Source organism: Sandaracinaceae bacterium (assembly GCA_016706685.1).
Lineage (GTDB): Bacteria > Myxococcota_A > Polyangia > Polyangiales > Houyiibacteriaceae > JADJJE01.
This window is the reverse complement of record JADJJE010000030.1, coordinates 18375-33218: the sequence shown is the minus strand read 5'-3', so window position 1 is coordinate 33218 and position 14844 is coordinate 18375. Positions and strand designations below refer to the sequence as shown.

General features: G+C 68.3%; 13 protein-coding genes and 1 pseudogene. 9 read left to right on the top strand and 5 right to left on the bottom strand.

Going from position 1 to position 14844, the window contains the following annotated elements:
- Positions 1-3: 3 nt before the first annotated feature.
- Positions 4-621 carry a glutathione transferase GstA gene (locus tag IPI43_27100; GenBank protein MBK7777743.1) on the bottom strand — a complete coding sequence of 206 codons (618 nt, stop codon included), beginning with the start codon at positions 619-621 and terminating at the stop codon, positions 4-6.
- A 117-nt stretch (positions 622-738) separates the two neighbouring features.
- On the opposite strand from IPI43_27100, the gene IPI43_27095 reads away from it, so the two are divergent.
- Positions 739-1575, top strand: coding sequence for a hypothetical protein (locus IPI43_27095; protein MBK7777742.1), 837 nt, complete (start codon positions 739-741; stop codon positions 1573-1575).
- On the opposite strand, the gene IPI43_27090 is transcribed toward IPI43_27095, so the two are convergent.
- Positions 1466-2680: a hypothetical protein gene (locus tag IPI43_27090; GenBank protein MBK7777741.1), complete on the bottom strand. Its 1215-nt coding sequence runs from the start codon at positions 2678-2680 to the stop codon at positions 1466-1468. The two genes, IPI43_27095 and IPI43_27090, sit on opposite strands and share 110 nt — an antisense overlap.
- A 16-nt stretch (positions 2681-2696) precedes the next feature.
- On the bottom strand, positions 2697-3635 hold the full coding sequence (locus tag IPI43_27085) for a c-type cytochrome (GenBank protein MBK7777740.1): 939 nt from the start codon (positions 3633-3635) through the stop codon (positions 2697-2699).
- A gap of 128 nt (positions 3636-3763) precedes the next feature.
- Between IPI43_27085 and IPI43_27080 the strand changes: the two genes are divergently transcribed.
- Positions 3764-4558, top strand: a complete 795-nt coding sequence (locus IPI43_27080; GenBank protein MBK7777739.1) for a type IV toxin-antitoxin system AbiEi family antitoxin — start codon at positions 3764-3766, stop codon at positions 4556-4558.
- Positions 4555-5379, top strand: coding sequence for a nucleotidyl transferase AbiEii/AbiGii toxin family protein (locus tag IPI43_27075; GenBank protein MBK7777738.1), 825 nt, complete (start codon positions 4555-4557; stop codon positions 5377-5379). The genes IPI43_27080 and IPI43_27075 overlap by 4 nt, the downstream gene beginning before the upstream one ends.
- Positions 5380-5576: 197 nt before the next feature.
- Here IPI43_27075 and IPI43_27070 read toward each other — a convergent pair whose 3' ends face one another.
- Both IPI43_27070 and IPI43_27065 read right to left on the bottom strand, forming a co-directional pair.
- Positions 5577-6590 carry an AgmX/PglI C-terminal domain-containing protein gene (locus IPI43_27070; protein MBK7777737.1) on the bottom strand — a complete coding sequence of 338 codons (1014 nt, stop codon included), beginning with the start codon at positions 6588-6590 and terminating at the stop codon, positions 5577-5579.
- A 163-nt stretch (positions 6591-6753) separates the two neighbouring features.
- Entirely contained in the window at positions 6754-7167 is a 414-nt protein-coding gene (locus IPI43_27065) for a hypothetical protein (GenBank protein MBK7777736.1), read from the bottom strand.
- A gap of 168 nt (positions 7168-7335) precedes the next feature.
- Between IPI43_27065 and IPI43_27060 the strand changes: the two genes are divergently transcribed.
- From IPI43_27060 to leuD, 6 genes and pseudogenes are all read left to right on the top strand, one after another.
- Positions 7336-8211 carry a hypothetical protein gene (locus IPI43_27060; protein MBK7777735.1) on the top strand — a complete coding sequence of 292 codons (876 nt, stop codon included), beginning with the start codon at positions 7336-7338 and terminating at the stop codon, positions 8209-8211.
- A 556-nt stretch (positions 8212-8767) separates the two neighbouring features.
- Positions 8768-10526: pseudogene (gene ilvB, locus IPI43_27055) on the top strand (biosynthetic-type acetolactate synthase large subunit).
- A 1-nt stretch (position 10527) separates the two neighbouring features.
- Entirely contained in the window at positions 10528-11073 is a 546-nt protein-coding gene (ilvN, locus tag IPI43_27050) for an acetolactate synthase small subunit (GenBank protein MBK7777734.1), read from the top strand.
- 24 nt (positions 11074-11097) lie between these two features.
- Positions 11098-12741 carry a 2-isopropylmalate synthase gene (locus IPI43_27045; protein MBK7777733.1) on the top strand — a complete coding sequence of 548 codons (1644 nt, stop codon included), beginning with the start codon at positions 11098-11100 and terminating at the stop codon, positions 12739-12741.
- Positions 12742-12779: 38 nt separating this feature from the next.
- On the top strand, positions 12780-14195 hold the full coding sequence (leuC, locus tag IPI43_27040) for a 3-isopropylmalate dehydratase large subunit (GenBank protein MBK7777732.1): 1416 nt from the start codon (positions 12780-12782) through the stop codon (positions 14193-14195).
- 44 nt (positions 14196-14239) lie between these two features.
- Positions 14240-14827, top strand: coding sequence for a 3-isopropylmalate dehydratase small subunit (gene leuD / locus IPI43_27035; protein MBK7777731.1), 588 nt, complete (start codon positions 14240-14242; stop codon positions 14825-14827).
- Positions 14828-14844: the final 17 nt, after the last annotated feature.

Sequence of the window (14844 nt, the reverse complement as noted above, 5' to 3'; positions counted from 1 at the left end):
GACTCACTGCGCGGCGGTCATCGCCGCCTGCGCGCTCTCTATGCGCGGGTCAGCCTTGAGGGCATCCACATAGCCCTGCGCTGCGGAGGGCAGCGTGACCTTCAGGAAGCCGCTCCACCCGAGCACGATGAACGCGTAGAGGTCTGCGGCGCTCAGCGACTTGCCGTTGAGGAATGGCTTCTTCCCGCCATCGATCATGCCCACGAACTTGTCCACGCGCCGCTGCACGTTGGCCATGGCCGCCTCGCGCGCTTCGGTGCTGAGCTTCGGGTTGAACAGCGCGCCGTACGCGGGGTGCAGCTCGCTGGTCACGAAGCCGAGGTCGTTGAGGTACGCGTAGCGCTCGGTGGTGCCCTCCTGCGGGGCGAGGCCAGCGTTGCCCTGGTCGGCGAGGAAGGTGAGCGTGGCCACGTTCTCGTTGAGCATCGACCCATCCGCGAACACGATGGCGGGGACGTTGCCCTTCGGGTTGATCGCGTAGAAGTCCTTTCCGGACTTGGTCTGGTGCTTCGCGAGGTCCACCACCTCCGAGTCGAACTCGAGGCCGCCGATGGTCGCCGCGAGGTAGTTGGCTGCGCCGCAGCTGGTGGGGGTGTAGTAGAGCTTGAACGTGGTGGTCATGTGGCCAACCTAGTGTGTGATGCTGCCTGACCGCAAGTCATGGCGTCATCCTGGCAGCCACCATGCTTCCGCGTGCGCTCGCTCAGAACACGAGGGCACATTGCTACAAGGAGTTCCATGCCCCTGACCACGCTGCACGCCCTCCTCCTGGACGCCTCCGACGCTGGCCTCGCCCGCCTCGCCGCGGCGCACGGGAGCGGTCCCGAGGTTCGCACGGCGTGGGCACAGCTCCGCGGTGACGTCTCCCTCGCGAGCGCCGCGATCGCAGCCATCGAGCGCTCGGGTGCCCTCACGGAGCCACTCGAGCCTCGTCCGCGCATGCTGGTGGAGGACCTGCTGTCGCTGCTGGGCAAGGTCTCGCACGGCCACGACCTGCTGCTTCGCGCATGGCGGGAGGCGCCCCAGCACGAAGTCCGCCAGCGCGCGGGCCTCGCGCTCCTCGCGCGCAGCGAAGCCCGTGGTCTAGAGGCGCTGGCCGCGCGCCTCGACGAAGCCACCGGCAACGAGCGCGTGCTCGCGCTCCAGGCTGTCTTCACCCGGGACCCGGGGGAGGCCCACGCGGTGCTGTCCCCTCGCTTCACCCCGCCGTCGCCGCGCGCAGCAGGCTTCGTCTACGACTCGCTGCACGTGCTGATGCGCGACATCCACGACGACGGCCGCGCGCACTGGGAGCGACCCGCGGCTGGTTCGCGGCGGACCCGCGCTGGATGGCGCTGTGCGAAGCATGGACCAAGCTCCCCGACGACCGCGCAGCGTGGGGCGAGCGAGAGGCGCAAGGCATCGTCGAGGTGGCTGGGTGGCTGCGCAAGCGCAAGTGACGCTGGCTGGGTGGGCCGATCACGGCTCAGAGAGCCGCTGAGCACGTCACGCTCGACTCGGAGATCACCCACTCTCGGCCCACCCGCGCTCCCCAGACGACGTGCAGCGCCGACCCGTCCCACGACCAGCTCGTGATGGCACGGCCAGCCACGCGTGCCATCACCAGCGGCTGCCCGACGGCAGCGCCACGGAGGTCCGTGCGTGTCAGGGTGAGCGATCCGCGCGTCACCGCCAGCGCCGGGAACACTGGCGTCGCCGGCAGCTCCGCGGTGGGAGCGAGGGTGGTCGGTGTGCCGTCGAGGAAGCTGCCGTCGCCGCCCGACACCCGCAGCCAACGCACGTCGCCTCGGGGCATCGTGTAGAACAAGTCGAGGTCGGCTCCGCGGGCACGCGCCCAGCTCAGGCGGGCGCTCGCGGGCGCCGTTCGAGTGATCACGTGACGACGCTGCCCGAGCGCGAGCACGAACGAACGGCGGAGCGCCACGCCTTCCTCGTCGGTCGCCGGCCCGTCCTGGGAACCGAGCGCCACGACCTGCTCTCCGTCTGCCGTCAGCAGCTCGATCGGATAGTCGCTCGGGCCTTGGGTTCGAATCGGGTGCTCCTCCACCATCACGCGCCCCCCCGGGTCGAGGCGGAACAGATCGATGCTCGCGCCACCCCACCGCGACACGGTCGCGACCGCCACCCCAGACGGCGCGCCGTCCACCCCGCGAAGCGTCGCGGAGCTCACCACATCGAACTGCTGTGTGGATGGCTCGGGCGCGTGGGCCGCCCCGGTCGGCATCCCGTCAGCGTCGAGCCCAATCGCACGAACGCACGAGTACCCGCGGGTCCGTCCCCCGCTGCAGAGCGCGCCCACACTGAGCACCAGGAAGCGCCCTCCGTTCACGGGCGCGAGCACCTGGACGTTGAGGCCCTGATCGAGCGCCACGGTGTTCAGCGCGCCGAGCTCGCGGTCGATCCGGCGGCTCGCGACGGTGTGCTCACCGCTCGACCACACCGCGAGCGTGCTGGGCCTCGGGCCGGGCTGCGACGCGACACGCAAACGGAGGTTCCGCACCGACGACCGACCGAGCTCACGCGGCACGCTCGCCGTGCAGTTGCTCCCGCCGAGGTGGACCTGGTCTGGCTCGAGCATCGCCAGCGGCTGGGCGGGCGTGGTCTGCGCGTGCGTGACGGGAACCGCGAGAGCCCCGACCAGCGCCAGGACGAAGATGGAGCCGGGAGCAGGTGCGCGCATGGGGTGAGTGTAACCCCTAGCCAGGGTCCCGGAGATTGCGCTCCTTGAGCACGGGAGCGTTCGGGTCCGTGAGCCACATGAGATACGCACGAAGCGCGAGGATCCGATCGGGGGTTGGGTGGTAGGCCGGCATGTCGGCTCCATCGAAGCCCGCGGCGATGTCGGCTTGGGGTCGGAGCAGGGCTCGCCTGAAGTACTGGTCGTCCACCACCGGCGTCCTCCCATCGGTCAGCGTGGTGGTGCTGCCCCACATTCCGCGGAGCGGCGGGCCGACTGACGGGCCGTCGACGGCGTGGCAGCCCATGCAGCCCATCTCCTGCGAGAGGCGCTCGCCCCAGCACGCGAGCTCGTTGTCCCCGAAGCGCTCGCCACATTGGTCCCAGGGGAAGGGCAAGGAGCACGGCTCCTGGTACGCCCAGAAGTCGTCGAGGCTCACCACGCGTACGGTGAACGGCTCCCGCTCGTACTCGGGGTACCGAGGACGGTATCGGTCGTACACCACATACGCGGCGTCCTCGCGTGTGGGCGCGGCTGCACGAAACCACACGCTCTCGGTCTCTCCCGGATCCACCTCCACCCGTACCCGGAGTGTTGGGATGTACAGCTGGCGCCGCTCGGTCTCCGACCGAACGGTGAGGTGCACGGGGATGTCGTGCGGCACCGTCAACGCATCGGTCTCCTGCGCCCCGGTGTGCATGTGCACGAAGTGCCACTGACCGTCTCGCGCCTCGGCCGTGATCTCCACGCGCTTCAGCGGCAGCACGGCGAGGAGCTCGTGCGGCCCCCACACCAACCAGCCCAGCCCGAGAAGCCCCAGCGCCGGCAGCGCGAACACCACGTCCAGGCCCCGCAGGACGCGCAGTGAGAGCGCCGCCCCGAACACCGCGAAGGTCCCATCCAGGAGCGCCAGCACCGCGGTGATGCTCAGCACGTACAGCGCGTCGTCCAAGCTCACGGCCGTCCTCTCGAACGAGTCCCTTGGTCCACAGAGGAGCTAGGGCCGGGCCGGCGCGCCGACCAGGCTATTGCTGAGGCGTTTGCGTAAAGTTACGCATAACGTTACTTTACGCAAAAGGTTCAGCAATGACCCGCCCCAGGACCCTGCACGATTGGATCGAGGCGCGCCCGGAAGAGGGGAAATACTTCTTCACGCGAGCCGATGCTGGGGCCGTGACCAATGCCTCCGACGCGGCCATCAAGATGACGCTCCACCGGCTCAAGCGACGAGGGTCCATCGTCAGCCCGCGCCGGGACTTCTTCGTGGTGGTGCCACGCGAGTATCGCTCCGTGGGCTCGCCACCAGCCACGTGGTTCATCGATGACCTCATGCGGCACCAGGGCCGGCGCTACTACGTTGCCCTGCTGAGCGCGGCCGCCCTCCATGGCGCCGGGCACCAACAGCCCATGGCCTTCCAGGTGATGGTGGATGGCACCGAGCGCGCCATCGAGGTGGGGCGCGTGCGCGTCGAGTTCCACGTCAGCAGCCGCTTCGAGGGCGCCGCGACCCAGACACTGCAGACCGAGACCGGGACCATGACCGTCGCCACGCCGGAGACCACCGCCTTCGACCTGGTGCGCTTTCCCGAGGCGTCCGGATACTGGAGCAACGTGGCCACCGTGCTCTCCGAGCTGGCGGAGAAACTGGACGCTCGCGCGCTGGTCGAGGGTGCTCACCGTGTCGCGCAGAGCGACGTGCAGCGTCTGGGGTGGCTGCTCGAGAGGGTCGAGCAACCCGAGCTGGCGGACGCCCTCTGGACAATGCTCGCGGGCAAGCGCCTCCAGCCGACGCGTCTCAGCTCCGCGCGCGACGCGAGTGACGCGCCACTCGACCCGCGCTGGCGCGTACTGGTCAACGATGACGTGGAGGGCGACCAGTGATCCCACGCGCAAGCATCACCGCATGGCGCCAAGCGGCACCCTGGGGTGACAACGCGCAGGTCGAGCAGGACTTGGTCCTGTCGCGCGCCATCGCGGAGCTCTTCGGTCGTCCGCTCATCGCAGATGGCCTGGCGTTCCGCGGTGGCACGGCCCTCCACAAGCTCTTCTTCAGTCCACCCGGTCGCTACTCCGAAGACATCGACCTCGTGCAGCGGACGGCTGGGCCCATCGGTCCACTGGTGGATGAGATCCGCGCAGCGCTCGACCCGTGGCTCGGCGCGCCAAGATGGAAAGCCGGTCACGGACGGTTCGCACTCCACTACCGCTTCGACACCACCTTCACGCCCGTGGTCCAGATGCGGTTGAAGGTAGAGATCAACACACGGGAGCACTTCGCCGTCCACGGCTTTGTGTCTCGCTCGTTCATGGTCGAGAACCCTTGGTTCAATGGCAACGCGCTGTTGTCGACGTACCGGCTTCCGGAGCTGCTCGGCACCAAGCTCCGCGCCCTCTATCAGCGGAAGAAGGGGCGGGACCTCTTCGACCTGTCGCTCGCCCTCGAGCATGAGGAGTTCGACTCGGCGGCCCTGCTCTATGCGTTCGACCGATACATGGAGCACGGCGGCACGCCGGTCACGCGAGCGCAGTTCGAGGCCAACATGGCGGCCAAGGTGAGCGACCCGACGTTCTTGGCAGACGTCCCCCCGCTGCTGCGCACTGGTCTGGCGTACGACCCACGCGACGCGTGGTCGCAGGTTCACGCAGCCATCGTTGCGCGACTGCCTGGCGAGCCGTGGAAGGGAGATGGTAGCGCCCGCTGATCGTCGTGGCGACGGGCCTGGACGACGCGGTGACCCGTCCCTGCGCAAATGGACTCACCTGCCTTGCAACGCAGGAGATGCGATAAACGCAGATGGAGCGGAGGGTGTCCCACGGACGCTCGAAGGCCACTGTGGGGAATCCCGCGATCGCGCAGCGCGTTGGCCGACATGCTCCGACACATCACTCGCCCGACGGGTCACGTGGACTCGAGCGTGAAGGGGTACGTGACACTCACCATCCCGCCCGCAGGGGCTGGGAACCGCCACGTCGCGACCGACGCGGTGATGCACGCGCGGAGTCCGGCATCGCCGACGGTGTCGCTGACCACGGTGGCCGTCGAGACCGTGCCGTCGGGTTGGATGATGAAGCGCACCGTCACGGTGCCGCGCATTTCGGACCAGCGTGCGAGTGCGGTCTCGTAGCAGGCCTGCACGTGGCGCTGGTTGGCACGAACAACGGTCCGGATCACATCCGCGCTGAGGGACCCACCGCGCTCGCTGGTATCGGTCGGGGTGGCGCCGGCGGGAGCGCTCGGCTCCGCGTAGAGCGAGGCAGAGCCCGCGTCGGTGCCCACGGGTGGTGGGCGCGGAGGCGGCACGCGCGAGCAGTAGCGCCGGTCCAACCGGCAAGCCTGCTCCCAGGCCACTCCCGCCTCGTTGGCCGTGTCCGTGGCGAAGGGGCCGTCCTCGAGCGCCTCCGCCAGCCGCACGCACGAGCGAAGGTGCTCCCCGCGAAAGCACGCCGCGAACAGCAAGCGGCGCAGGGTCTCGATGCCGTCGGGAGTGGTCGCGTCGGTCGTCTCTGCGAGCCGAGCGCAGGTGTCGTAGTCACCCAGGGCGCACGCACGAAGGGCGAAATCACGCGCCTCGTCGTGTTCTCCGGCATCTGTGGCGTAGGCCCCTGCAACGGCGCACCCGCGAGCCACGTCCAGCGCGCACGCACGCTCCATCACGGGCCGCTGGCACTGGTCCACGTCGGAGGCGCGCCCCACCGCCAGCACCCACTCGACGCAGCTCTCCGGCAGCCCCAGCTGGCAGCCACGCAGCAGCAGCTCGGTGGCCAGCTCATGGTTGATTGGGCGCAGCAGATGTCCCAACCCCAGCAGGTGGCAGTGGCGCGCGTCCCCCCGCATGCATTCCCGGTTGCACTGCAGCTCGTAGGAGTCGCACGTGGTCGGCCCACCGTGGAGAGCGAAGCGGCGCTCGTCCATCTGAGGCAGTGGGCAGACGGTATCCGCTGCGGACGGCTCAGTGCGCGAACCGTCCGCAGGTCCGGTGGCTGCAGTCGACGCCGACGACCCGCACCCGAGCACGCTCACCATGGTGAGCACGGCACCCGTCGCGACCAGGTATGGGGTCGGAGTCCTCATCCCGTCACCCTTGGTCGCGCCGGTACGTCCCATCGGCGTGGGGCCGCCACGTCGCATGCTCATCTCCGCTCGCATCGAAGAAGCCAACCCGGTGTTTCTCCGCAAGCGCGACCATCTGCGCGCGCGCCTCGTCAGCCACCGACCAAGCGAACGATGCATACACCACGTTCTTGCCGACACTGTAGTCCGTCACCCTCGTGTCATCGTCATCGATGTCGTCCGGGGCAAAGGGACCGTTCATCGCCGGAAACGACGAGATCATGTCGAGGAACCAAGCGCGAAGAGCCGGTGATGACACGCTCGGATCGTCGTAGCCGTGGCCCTCGCGCCACTCCGTCTCTGCCCTGTACCACGCGAGGAAAGCCTCTCGCTCGACCGGCGCCAGCGCCGGGTCGAACACCATCAGGTCATAGCTCATGGGCGCAGTAGGCCAGACGCTCGCGCGCGGCGTCACTGATTTCGCCTTCCAGGCATTCCGGGTGGGCGGCGTGTTGTCGAGAGTGGTCAGCGCCTGCAGCTTGCAGTTCTGATCCACCGGGTGGCCAGTCATTGACCGCGCGTGACGTCTCGTCGCAAGGTAGGCCCCATGAGACCCAGCCCGAACGTGCGCAAGTGGTTGCGCCGGACGGCGGTGTTCCTCGGCGTGGTGCTCGGCCTCTTGCTGCTCGTCCTGCTCTTGCTCCAGACACCCTGGGGACGCGGACGCGCGGGCCGCTTGCTCGAGGCCATCGTGACGAGCGAAATCGCAGGGGGGATGCGCATCGACGAGGTGGAGGCCATCACCTTCACGAGGGCTCGCGTGCGGGGATTGGTGTTCCATGACCCGCGCGGCGTGAACGTGCTCTCCATCGAGGAGGCCGAGGTGCACTTCGTGTGGAGCGCGCTGCTCACGGGGACCATTCGCCTCGATGAGGCTCACACGCGCGGTGTCGAGCTGGTGATCGACACGGGAGAGCAGAACTCCACGAGCATCGAGGATGCGTTCAGCGCACCCGATCCCGATGGGGGCACCGACGGCGTGAAGGTGATGCTGGACCACATCACGGTCGAGGACGCCGCAGTGCGCATCCTGGCTGGCGCGGGGGTGGCGGTGCACGTGTCGCAAGCCATCGTGCGCGTGACGCACGATCTGTCACTGATCGAACGGGGCGTTCGGCCGACCGACGTGCTCCTGTCGGACGTGTACGGGAACTTCTACGCCGAGGGGTACGAGAGCATCAGCGGCACCGACGTGCGCGCCACCGGCTCCATCTTCGACATGCGCATGCGGGTCTGTCACCCGCGCGGGGTCGTCGCGCTGCGCATCCGTCTGGGCGGCGACCAGCCCCGCTTCACCTACACGGCCGACAGGATGCTGATGAACATCGCGCTGCGCTGGGTGGACCGCCTCTCCGCGCTCACCCTGGAGAGCGGCCAGGTGAGCCTGCGGGGAGTCCCGCGCTGCGGCCCGCCGCATTCGTAACTCGGTCTGGCGCAAGAGGCACCCAAGCGGTCTAGGCCCGAGGCAGCTGGTGTACGCTCGTGCTCCCCAAGTGCACTTCGCCACGAGATGAAGAGGGTAGGCACGTGTGTGGGCGATGAGCCTCAAGCCCTCACGGCGAGTGGGTCAAGAGGGCCACGACAAGCCCCAGCGACGCCCGCGAGCATCGCGCGCGCTGCGGTCCGCGACGAATGTGGCGTGCGATTGAGGGAGACAGGCACGTCCTCGGGAATCCACGCCATTCCCTTGACGCCCCCCCCGCCCCGCTCCACAATCCTCCACAGATGTCCGCCCCCTCCTTCTCTGCGCGTCCCGCCTCCACCGCCTCTGGCGTGGCTGGCGTGCGTGGTGAGGTCGTAGTAGGGCTCGGCGTCGTTATTGGCCTCCGCGGCCTGCTGCTAATTGGCAGCCGACGCGGCGAGGACCACCAGGAAGCCTGAAGACCCCCGGCTAGCCCCTGATGACCCTCGCCTCCCCGCGAGGGTTTTTTTTCATCCGCGGCCAGCCATCCATCCCTCGAGTCAGCCCCCAGGACCCCATGACCCAGAACGAGTTTCCCGATCATACCGGACAGACCCTCAACGGCGCCCAGATCATCTGGGAGTCGCTCGTACGTGAGGGCGTCAAGGTCATCTTCGGGTACCCGGGCGGCGCGATCATGCCGGCCTATGACGCGATGATTCAGTACCCCATCCACCACGTGCTCACGCGCCACGAGCAGGGCGCCGCGCACATGGCCGATGGCTACGCGCGCGCGTCGGGTCAGGTGGGGGTGTGCATCGCCACGTCGGGCCCGGGTGCCACCAACCTGGTGACCGGCCTGGCCACGGCCATGCTGGACAGCATCCCCTTCGTGGCCATCACGGGTCAGGTGCCCAGCTACCTGATCGGCACGGACGCCTTCCAGGAGACCGACATCGCGGGCGTGACGCTGCCGGTCACCAAGCACAACTACCTGGTGTGCCGCGCCGAGGACATCGCCCCCACCATCCGCGAGGCGTTCTACATCGCCCGCTCGGGCCGTCCGGGCCCCGTGCTGGTGGACATCACCAAGGACGCTCAGCAGGCGAGCTGCGTGTTCGAGTGGAGCGACGAGCCCATCGTGCTGCGTGGCTACCGTCCGGACTTCGCGCCGGACGACAGCGACCTGGCCCAGGCCGCGCGAATGATCCGCGACGCCAAGCGCCCCATCCTGTTCGCGGGTCAGGGCGTGGTCATGGCGGGCGCCGGCGAGGTCTTCAAGGACTTCGTGGAGAAGACCGACATCCCCGCGGCCTGCACGCTGCTGGGCCTGGGCGGCTTCCCGGCCACGCACCCCCGCAACCTGGGCATGATGGGCATGCACGGCGAGTCGTGGGTCAACAAGGCCATCCAGGACGCCGACCTGATCATCGCGGTGGGCATGCGCTTCGACGACCGCGTCACGGGCAGCCTCGCCACGTACGCCAAGAAGGCGCGCAAGATCCACATCGAGCTGGACCCCGCCGAGATCAACAAGAACGTGCGCGTGGACCTGCCCATCGTGGGCGACGCGAAGGACGTGCTCACGCGCCTGCTGCCGCTGGTGGAGAAGCGCGAGCGGCCCGAGTGGATGGCGCAGATCAACGAAGAGCGCGGCGACTCCGCGGTGCGCGACATCAAGGACATGCCGGACAACGGCAAGCTGTTCGCGGCGCACGTCATCCACGACCTCTACCGCCACACCGAGGGCAAGGCCCTGGTGGTGACCGACGTGGGTCAGCACCAGATGTGGGAAGCCCAGTACTACAAGCACGACTACCCGCGGCGCCTCATCACCAGCGGGTGGCCTCGGCACCATGGGCTTCGCGCTGCCGGCTGCCATTGGCGCCAAGTTCGCGTGCCCCGACGAGAACGTGTGGGTGGTCGTCGGCGACGGCGGCTTCCAGATGACCATGACCGAGCTGACCACCTGCTTGCAGGAGGGCATCAAGGTGAACGTGGCCATCATCAACAACGGCTACCTGGGCATGGTGCGCCAGTGGCAGCAGTTCTTCTACGGCGGCCGCTACGTGTCCACGCCCATGCTGAGCCCCAACTTCGTGATGCTGGCCGAGGCCTGCGGCGCGAAGGGCATCCGCGTCACCCAGCGTGACCAGGTGGAGCAGGCCGTGCGCGACGCCCACGCTCACCCCGGCACCTGCGTGGTGGAGTTCGTGGTGGAGCAGGTGGACGCCGTGTACCCCATGGTGCCCGCGGGCGCCGACCTGGGCGACATGATCCGCCGCGACAAGCCCGAGATTCACAACCCGATCTACGAGACGGGAAAGGACGACTGAGATGAGCGAAGCAAGCTACCGCACGTTCGTCGTGTACGTCGAAGACAAGCCGGGCGTTCTCAACCGCGTGGCCTCCCTCTTCCGCCGGCGCAACTTCAACATCCACTCGCTGAACGTGGGCAACACCAACGAGGCGGGCGTCTCGCGCATGACCATCGTGATCGAGTCCGATCTCGACAAGGCCAAGCGCATCGAGTCCAACCTCTACAAGCTGGTCAACGTCTTGTGGGTGGACGACATCACGGACCTGGCCACCATCGACATCGCGCTGGCGCTCATCAAGGTGACCGCGCGCCCCGAGCGCCGCACCGAGCTGCTGCAGGTGGCCAGCGTGTTCAACGCGCGCACGGTGGACATGTCGCTCGACACCATGACGTTCGAGATCACCGACAGCCAGACGCGCATCGACGCGTTCCTGGCGGTGCTCAAGCCGTTCGGTGTGGAAGAGATGGTGCAGACCGGCACCGTGTCCATGATGCGCGGCTCTGTCGCGCCTCGCCCCGGTCACCCGACAGTGAATGCGCGGCCTGTAGTAGCCGCAGAGTAACGGGGAAGAGGAGACCCCATCACCATGTCCCAGCCTGACCACGTTCGCATCTTCGACACCACCCTGCGCGACGGGGAGCAATCCCCCGGCGCCACGATGACGAGCTCCGAGAAGCTCGAGGTCGCGAAGACGCTGAGCCGGCTAGGCGTGGACATCATCGAGGCGGGCTTCGCGGCCGCCTCCCCGGATGACCTCTTGGCGGTGCGTGGCATCGCCGAGGGCGTGGGCATGGTCGCCGTGGAAGGCCGCCCCGTGGCCGAGCCGCCGCGCATCTGCTCGCTGGCGCGCGCCGCCACGGGAGACATCGACAAGGCCTGGGAGGCCGTCTCGCCGGCCAAACACCCGCGCATCCACACCTTCCTGGCCACCTCGCCCATCCACCGCGAGCACAAGCTGCGCATGAGCAAGGCCGAGGTGCTCTCGAAGATCACCGAGATGGTGACCTACGCGCGCGGCCTGTGCGCCGACATCGAGTTCAGCCCCGAGGACGCGGGCCGCACCGAGATGGAGTTCCTCTACGAGGCCATCCAGGCCGCCATCGAGGCCGGCGCCAGCACCATCAACATCCCCGACACGGTGGGCTACACCACGCCCGACGAGTTCGGCGAGCGCATCGCGCTGATCCACCAGAACGTAGTGGGTGTGGAGCGGGCCATCATCAGCGTGCACTGCCACAACGACCTGGGCCTCGCGGTGGCCAACAGCCTGGCCGCGCTGCAGAACGGCGCGCGTCAGGTGGAGGTGGCGGTCAACGGCATCGGCGAGCGCGCCGGCAACGCGTCGCTCGAAGAGATCGTGATGGCGCTGAAGGTGCGGCACGACCGCTTCAAGCTCACCACCACCGTGGACAGCACGCAGCTCACGCGCATCAGCCGCCTGGTCAGCAAGGTGACCGGCATGTCGGTGCAGCCCAACAAGGCCATCGTGGGCGCCAACGCGTTCGCGCACGAGGCGGGCATCCACCAGGACGGGATGCTCAAGAACCAAGAGACCTACGAGATCATGCGGCCCGAGACCGTGGGGGCCAGCCAGAGCCTCTTGGTGCTGGGCAAGCACTCGGGGCGCGCGGCCTTCGCCAACCGCCTGGCCGAGCTGGGCTACCCGCTGGCGGGCGCCGAGCTCTACAAGGCCTTCGCGCGGTTCAAGAACCTGGCCGACAAGAAGAAGCACATCACGGATGCAGACCTGTTGGCCCTGGTGAGCGACGAGCTGTACCAGCCCGAAGAGCTGTATCGCCTGGACGCGCTGCAGGTCACCTGCGGCACCGGCATGCCCACCGCCACCGTGCGCCTCGAGATCCCGGGAGGCGAGCTGCGCACCGTGTCCACGGTGGGCACGGGCCCTGTGGACGCGGTCTACATGGCCATCCAGCAGATCGTGAACATCCCCGTCACGCTGCTCGAGTACAGCGTGCAGTCCGTCACGCGCGGCATCGACGCCCTGGGTGAGGTCAACGTCCGCGTGAGCGCCGACGAAGAGCCCGAGCTCGACGAGAGCCGCATCAACCCCCAGAGCGGTGGCAGCCGCGCGCGTGTCTATCACGGGCACGGCGCCCACACCGACGTCATCGTCGCGAGCGCCAAGGCGTACCTCGCGTCGCTGAACCGCCTGCTCTCGGTCCAACAAAACCGCTCTGCCCGCGAGGCCGAGGTAGCCACCTCCGCCTGAGCCAGCCCGCGCCACCTTTCTGAGAAGAGAAAACGAAGATGTCCGCCAGTCAGAAGCAGCCGAAGACCTTGTTCCAAAAGGTCTGGGAACAGCACGTGGTCGCCGAAGAGGAGGGCTGTCCGGCCGTGCTCTACATCGACCTGCACCTCATCCACGAGGTGACCTCGCCGCAGGCGTTCACGGGTCTGCGCGAGCGCGGCCTCAAGGCGCGCCGCCCCGAGAACACGCTCGCCACCATGGACCACAGCACGCCGACCGACCCGAAGAAGCTGAAGGTCATCGACGCGCAGGCCGCGGCGCAGCTCGACATGCTCACCGCCAACTGCGCGGAGTTCGGCATCACGCTCTACGGCCTCGGCAACCTCAAGAACGGCATCGTGCACGTGGTCGGTCCCGAGCGCGGCCTCACGCAGCCGGGCAAGACCATCGTCTGCGGTGACAGCCACACGTCCACGCATGGCGCGTTCGGCGCCCTGGCGTTCGGCATCGGCACCAGCGAAGTGGAGCACGTGCTCGCCTCGCAGTGCCTGCTGCAGACGCGCCCGAAGACGCTCGAAGTGCGCGTGGAGGGCAAGCTCGCCCCCGGCGTCACGGCCAAGGACATCATCCTCGCGCTGTGCGCCAAGATCGGCGTGGGCGGGGCCACCGGCTACGTCATCGAGTACACCGGCAGCGCCATCCGCGACCTGTCCATGCAGGGCCGCATGACGGTCTGCAACATGAGCATCGAGGCCGGCGCGCGCGCGGGCATGATCGCCCCCGACGAGAAGACCTTCGAGTTCATCGAGGGCCGCGAGTTCGCGCCGAAGGGCGCTGACTGGGACGCCGCCGTGGCCCGCTGGAAGCAACTGCCGAGCGACCCGGGCGCCACGTACGACGCCCTCGTGGAGATCGACGCCGCCTCGCTCACGCCGATGATCACCTACGGCACCAACCCCGGCATGGGCATGGGCGTGGGCGACAGCACGCCGCTCGCCAGCGCCTTCGAGGGCAGCGAGCGCGCCGCCTACGAGAAGGCCATGGACTACATGGGCATCACGCCCGGTGACTCGCTGCTCGGCCACAAGGTGGACGTGGTGTTCATCGGCAGCTGCACCAACTCGCGCATCGAAGACCTGCGCGACGCCGCCAGCATCTTCAAGGGCCGCAAGGTTCAGGGCGTGCGCACCCTGGTGGTACCGGGCTCGCACGACATCAAGCACCAGGCCGAGGCCGAGGGTCTCGACAAGATCTTCGTGGAAGCCGGCGCCGAGTGGCGCGAGCCGGGCTGCTCCATGTGCATCGCCATGAACGGCGACAACCTCGAGCCCGGGCAGTACGCCGTGAGCACGAGCAACCGCAACTTCGAGGGCCGGCAGGGCAAGGGTGGTCGCACCATCTTGGCCTCGCCGCTCACCGCCGCCGCGGCCGCCGTCACCGGCAAGGTCACGGACGTGCGCGAGCTGCTCGGCTGAACCCCTCCCCTCTTCGTCACTTCGACTGAAAGCCAGAACTCACCATGGCCAAGTTCACGACCCTCGAGTCCCACGTCGTCCCGCTCCCCGCCGAGAACGTCGACACCGACCAGATCATCCCGGCGCGCTTCCTCAAGGTCACCGACAAGGACGGCCTCGGGAAGAGCCTCTTCTGCGACTGGCGCTACCTCGCCGACGGCAGCGACAACCCCGCGTTCGTGCTGAACGAGCCTGCGAGCCAGGGCGCCGCCGTGCTCCTGGCCGGCGACAACTTCGGCTGCGGCAGCTCGCGCGAGCACGCGCCCTGGGCCCTGGTGGGCTGGGGGCTGCGCGCCCTCATCAGCACCAGCTTCGCCGACATCTTCAAGAGCAACTCGCTCAAGAACGGCCTGCTGCCCATCGAGGTCAGCAAGGAAGTGCACCAGCAGCTCATGGCCACCGTGAACGCCGACCGCACGGCCCGCGTGCAAGTGGACCTCGAGTCGCAGACGCTCACGCTCCCGAGCGGCGAGAAGGTCACGTTCCCCGTGGACGCGTTCGCCAAGCGCTGCTTGCTCAACGGCATCGACCAGCTGGGCTACATCCTGAGCTTCGAGGACGCCATCTCGAAGTACGAGCAGTCCCGCCCCTGAAGAAGCCGCGCCAAAGG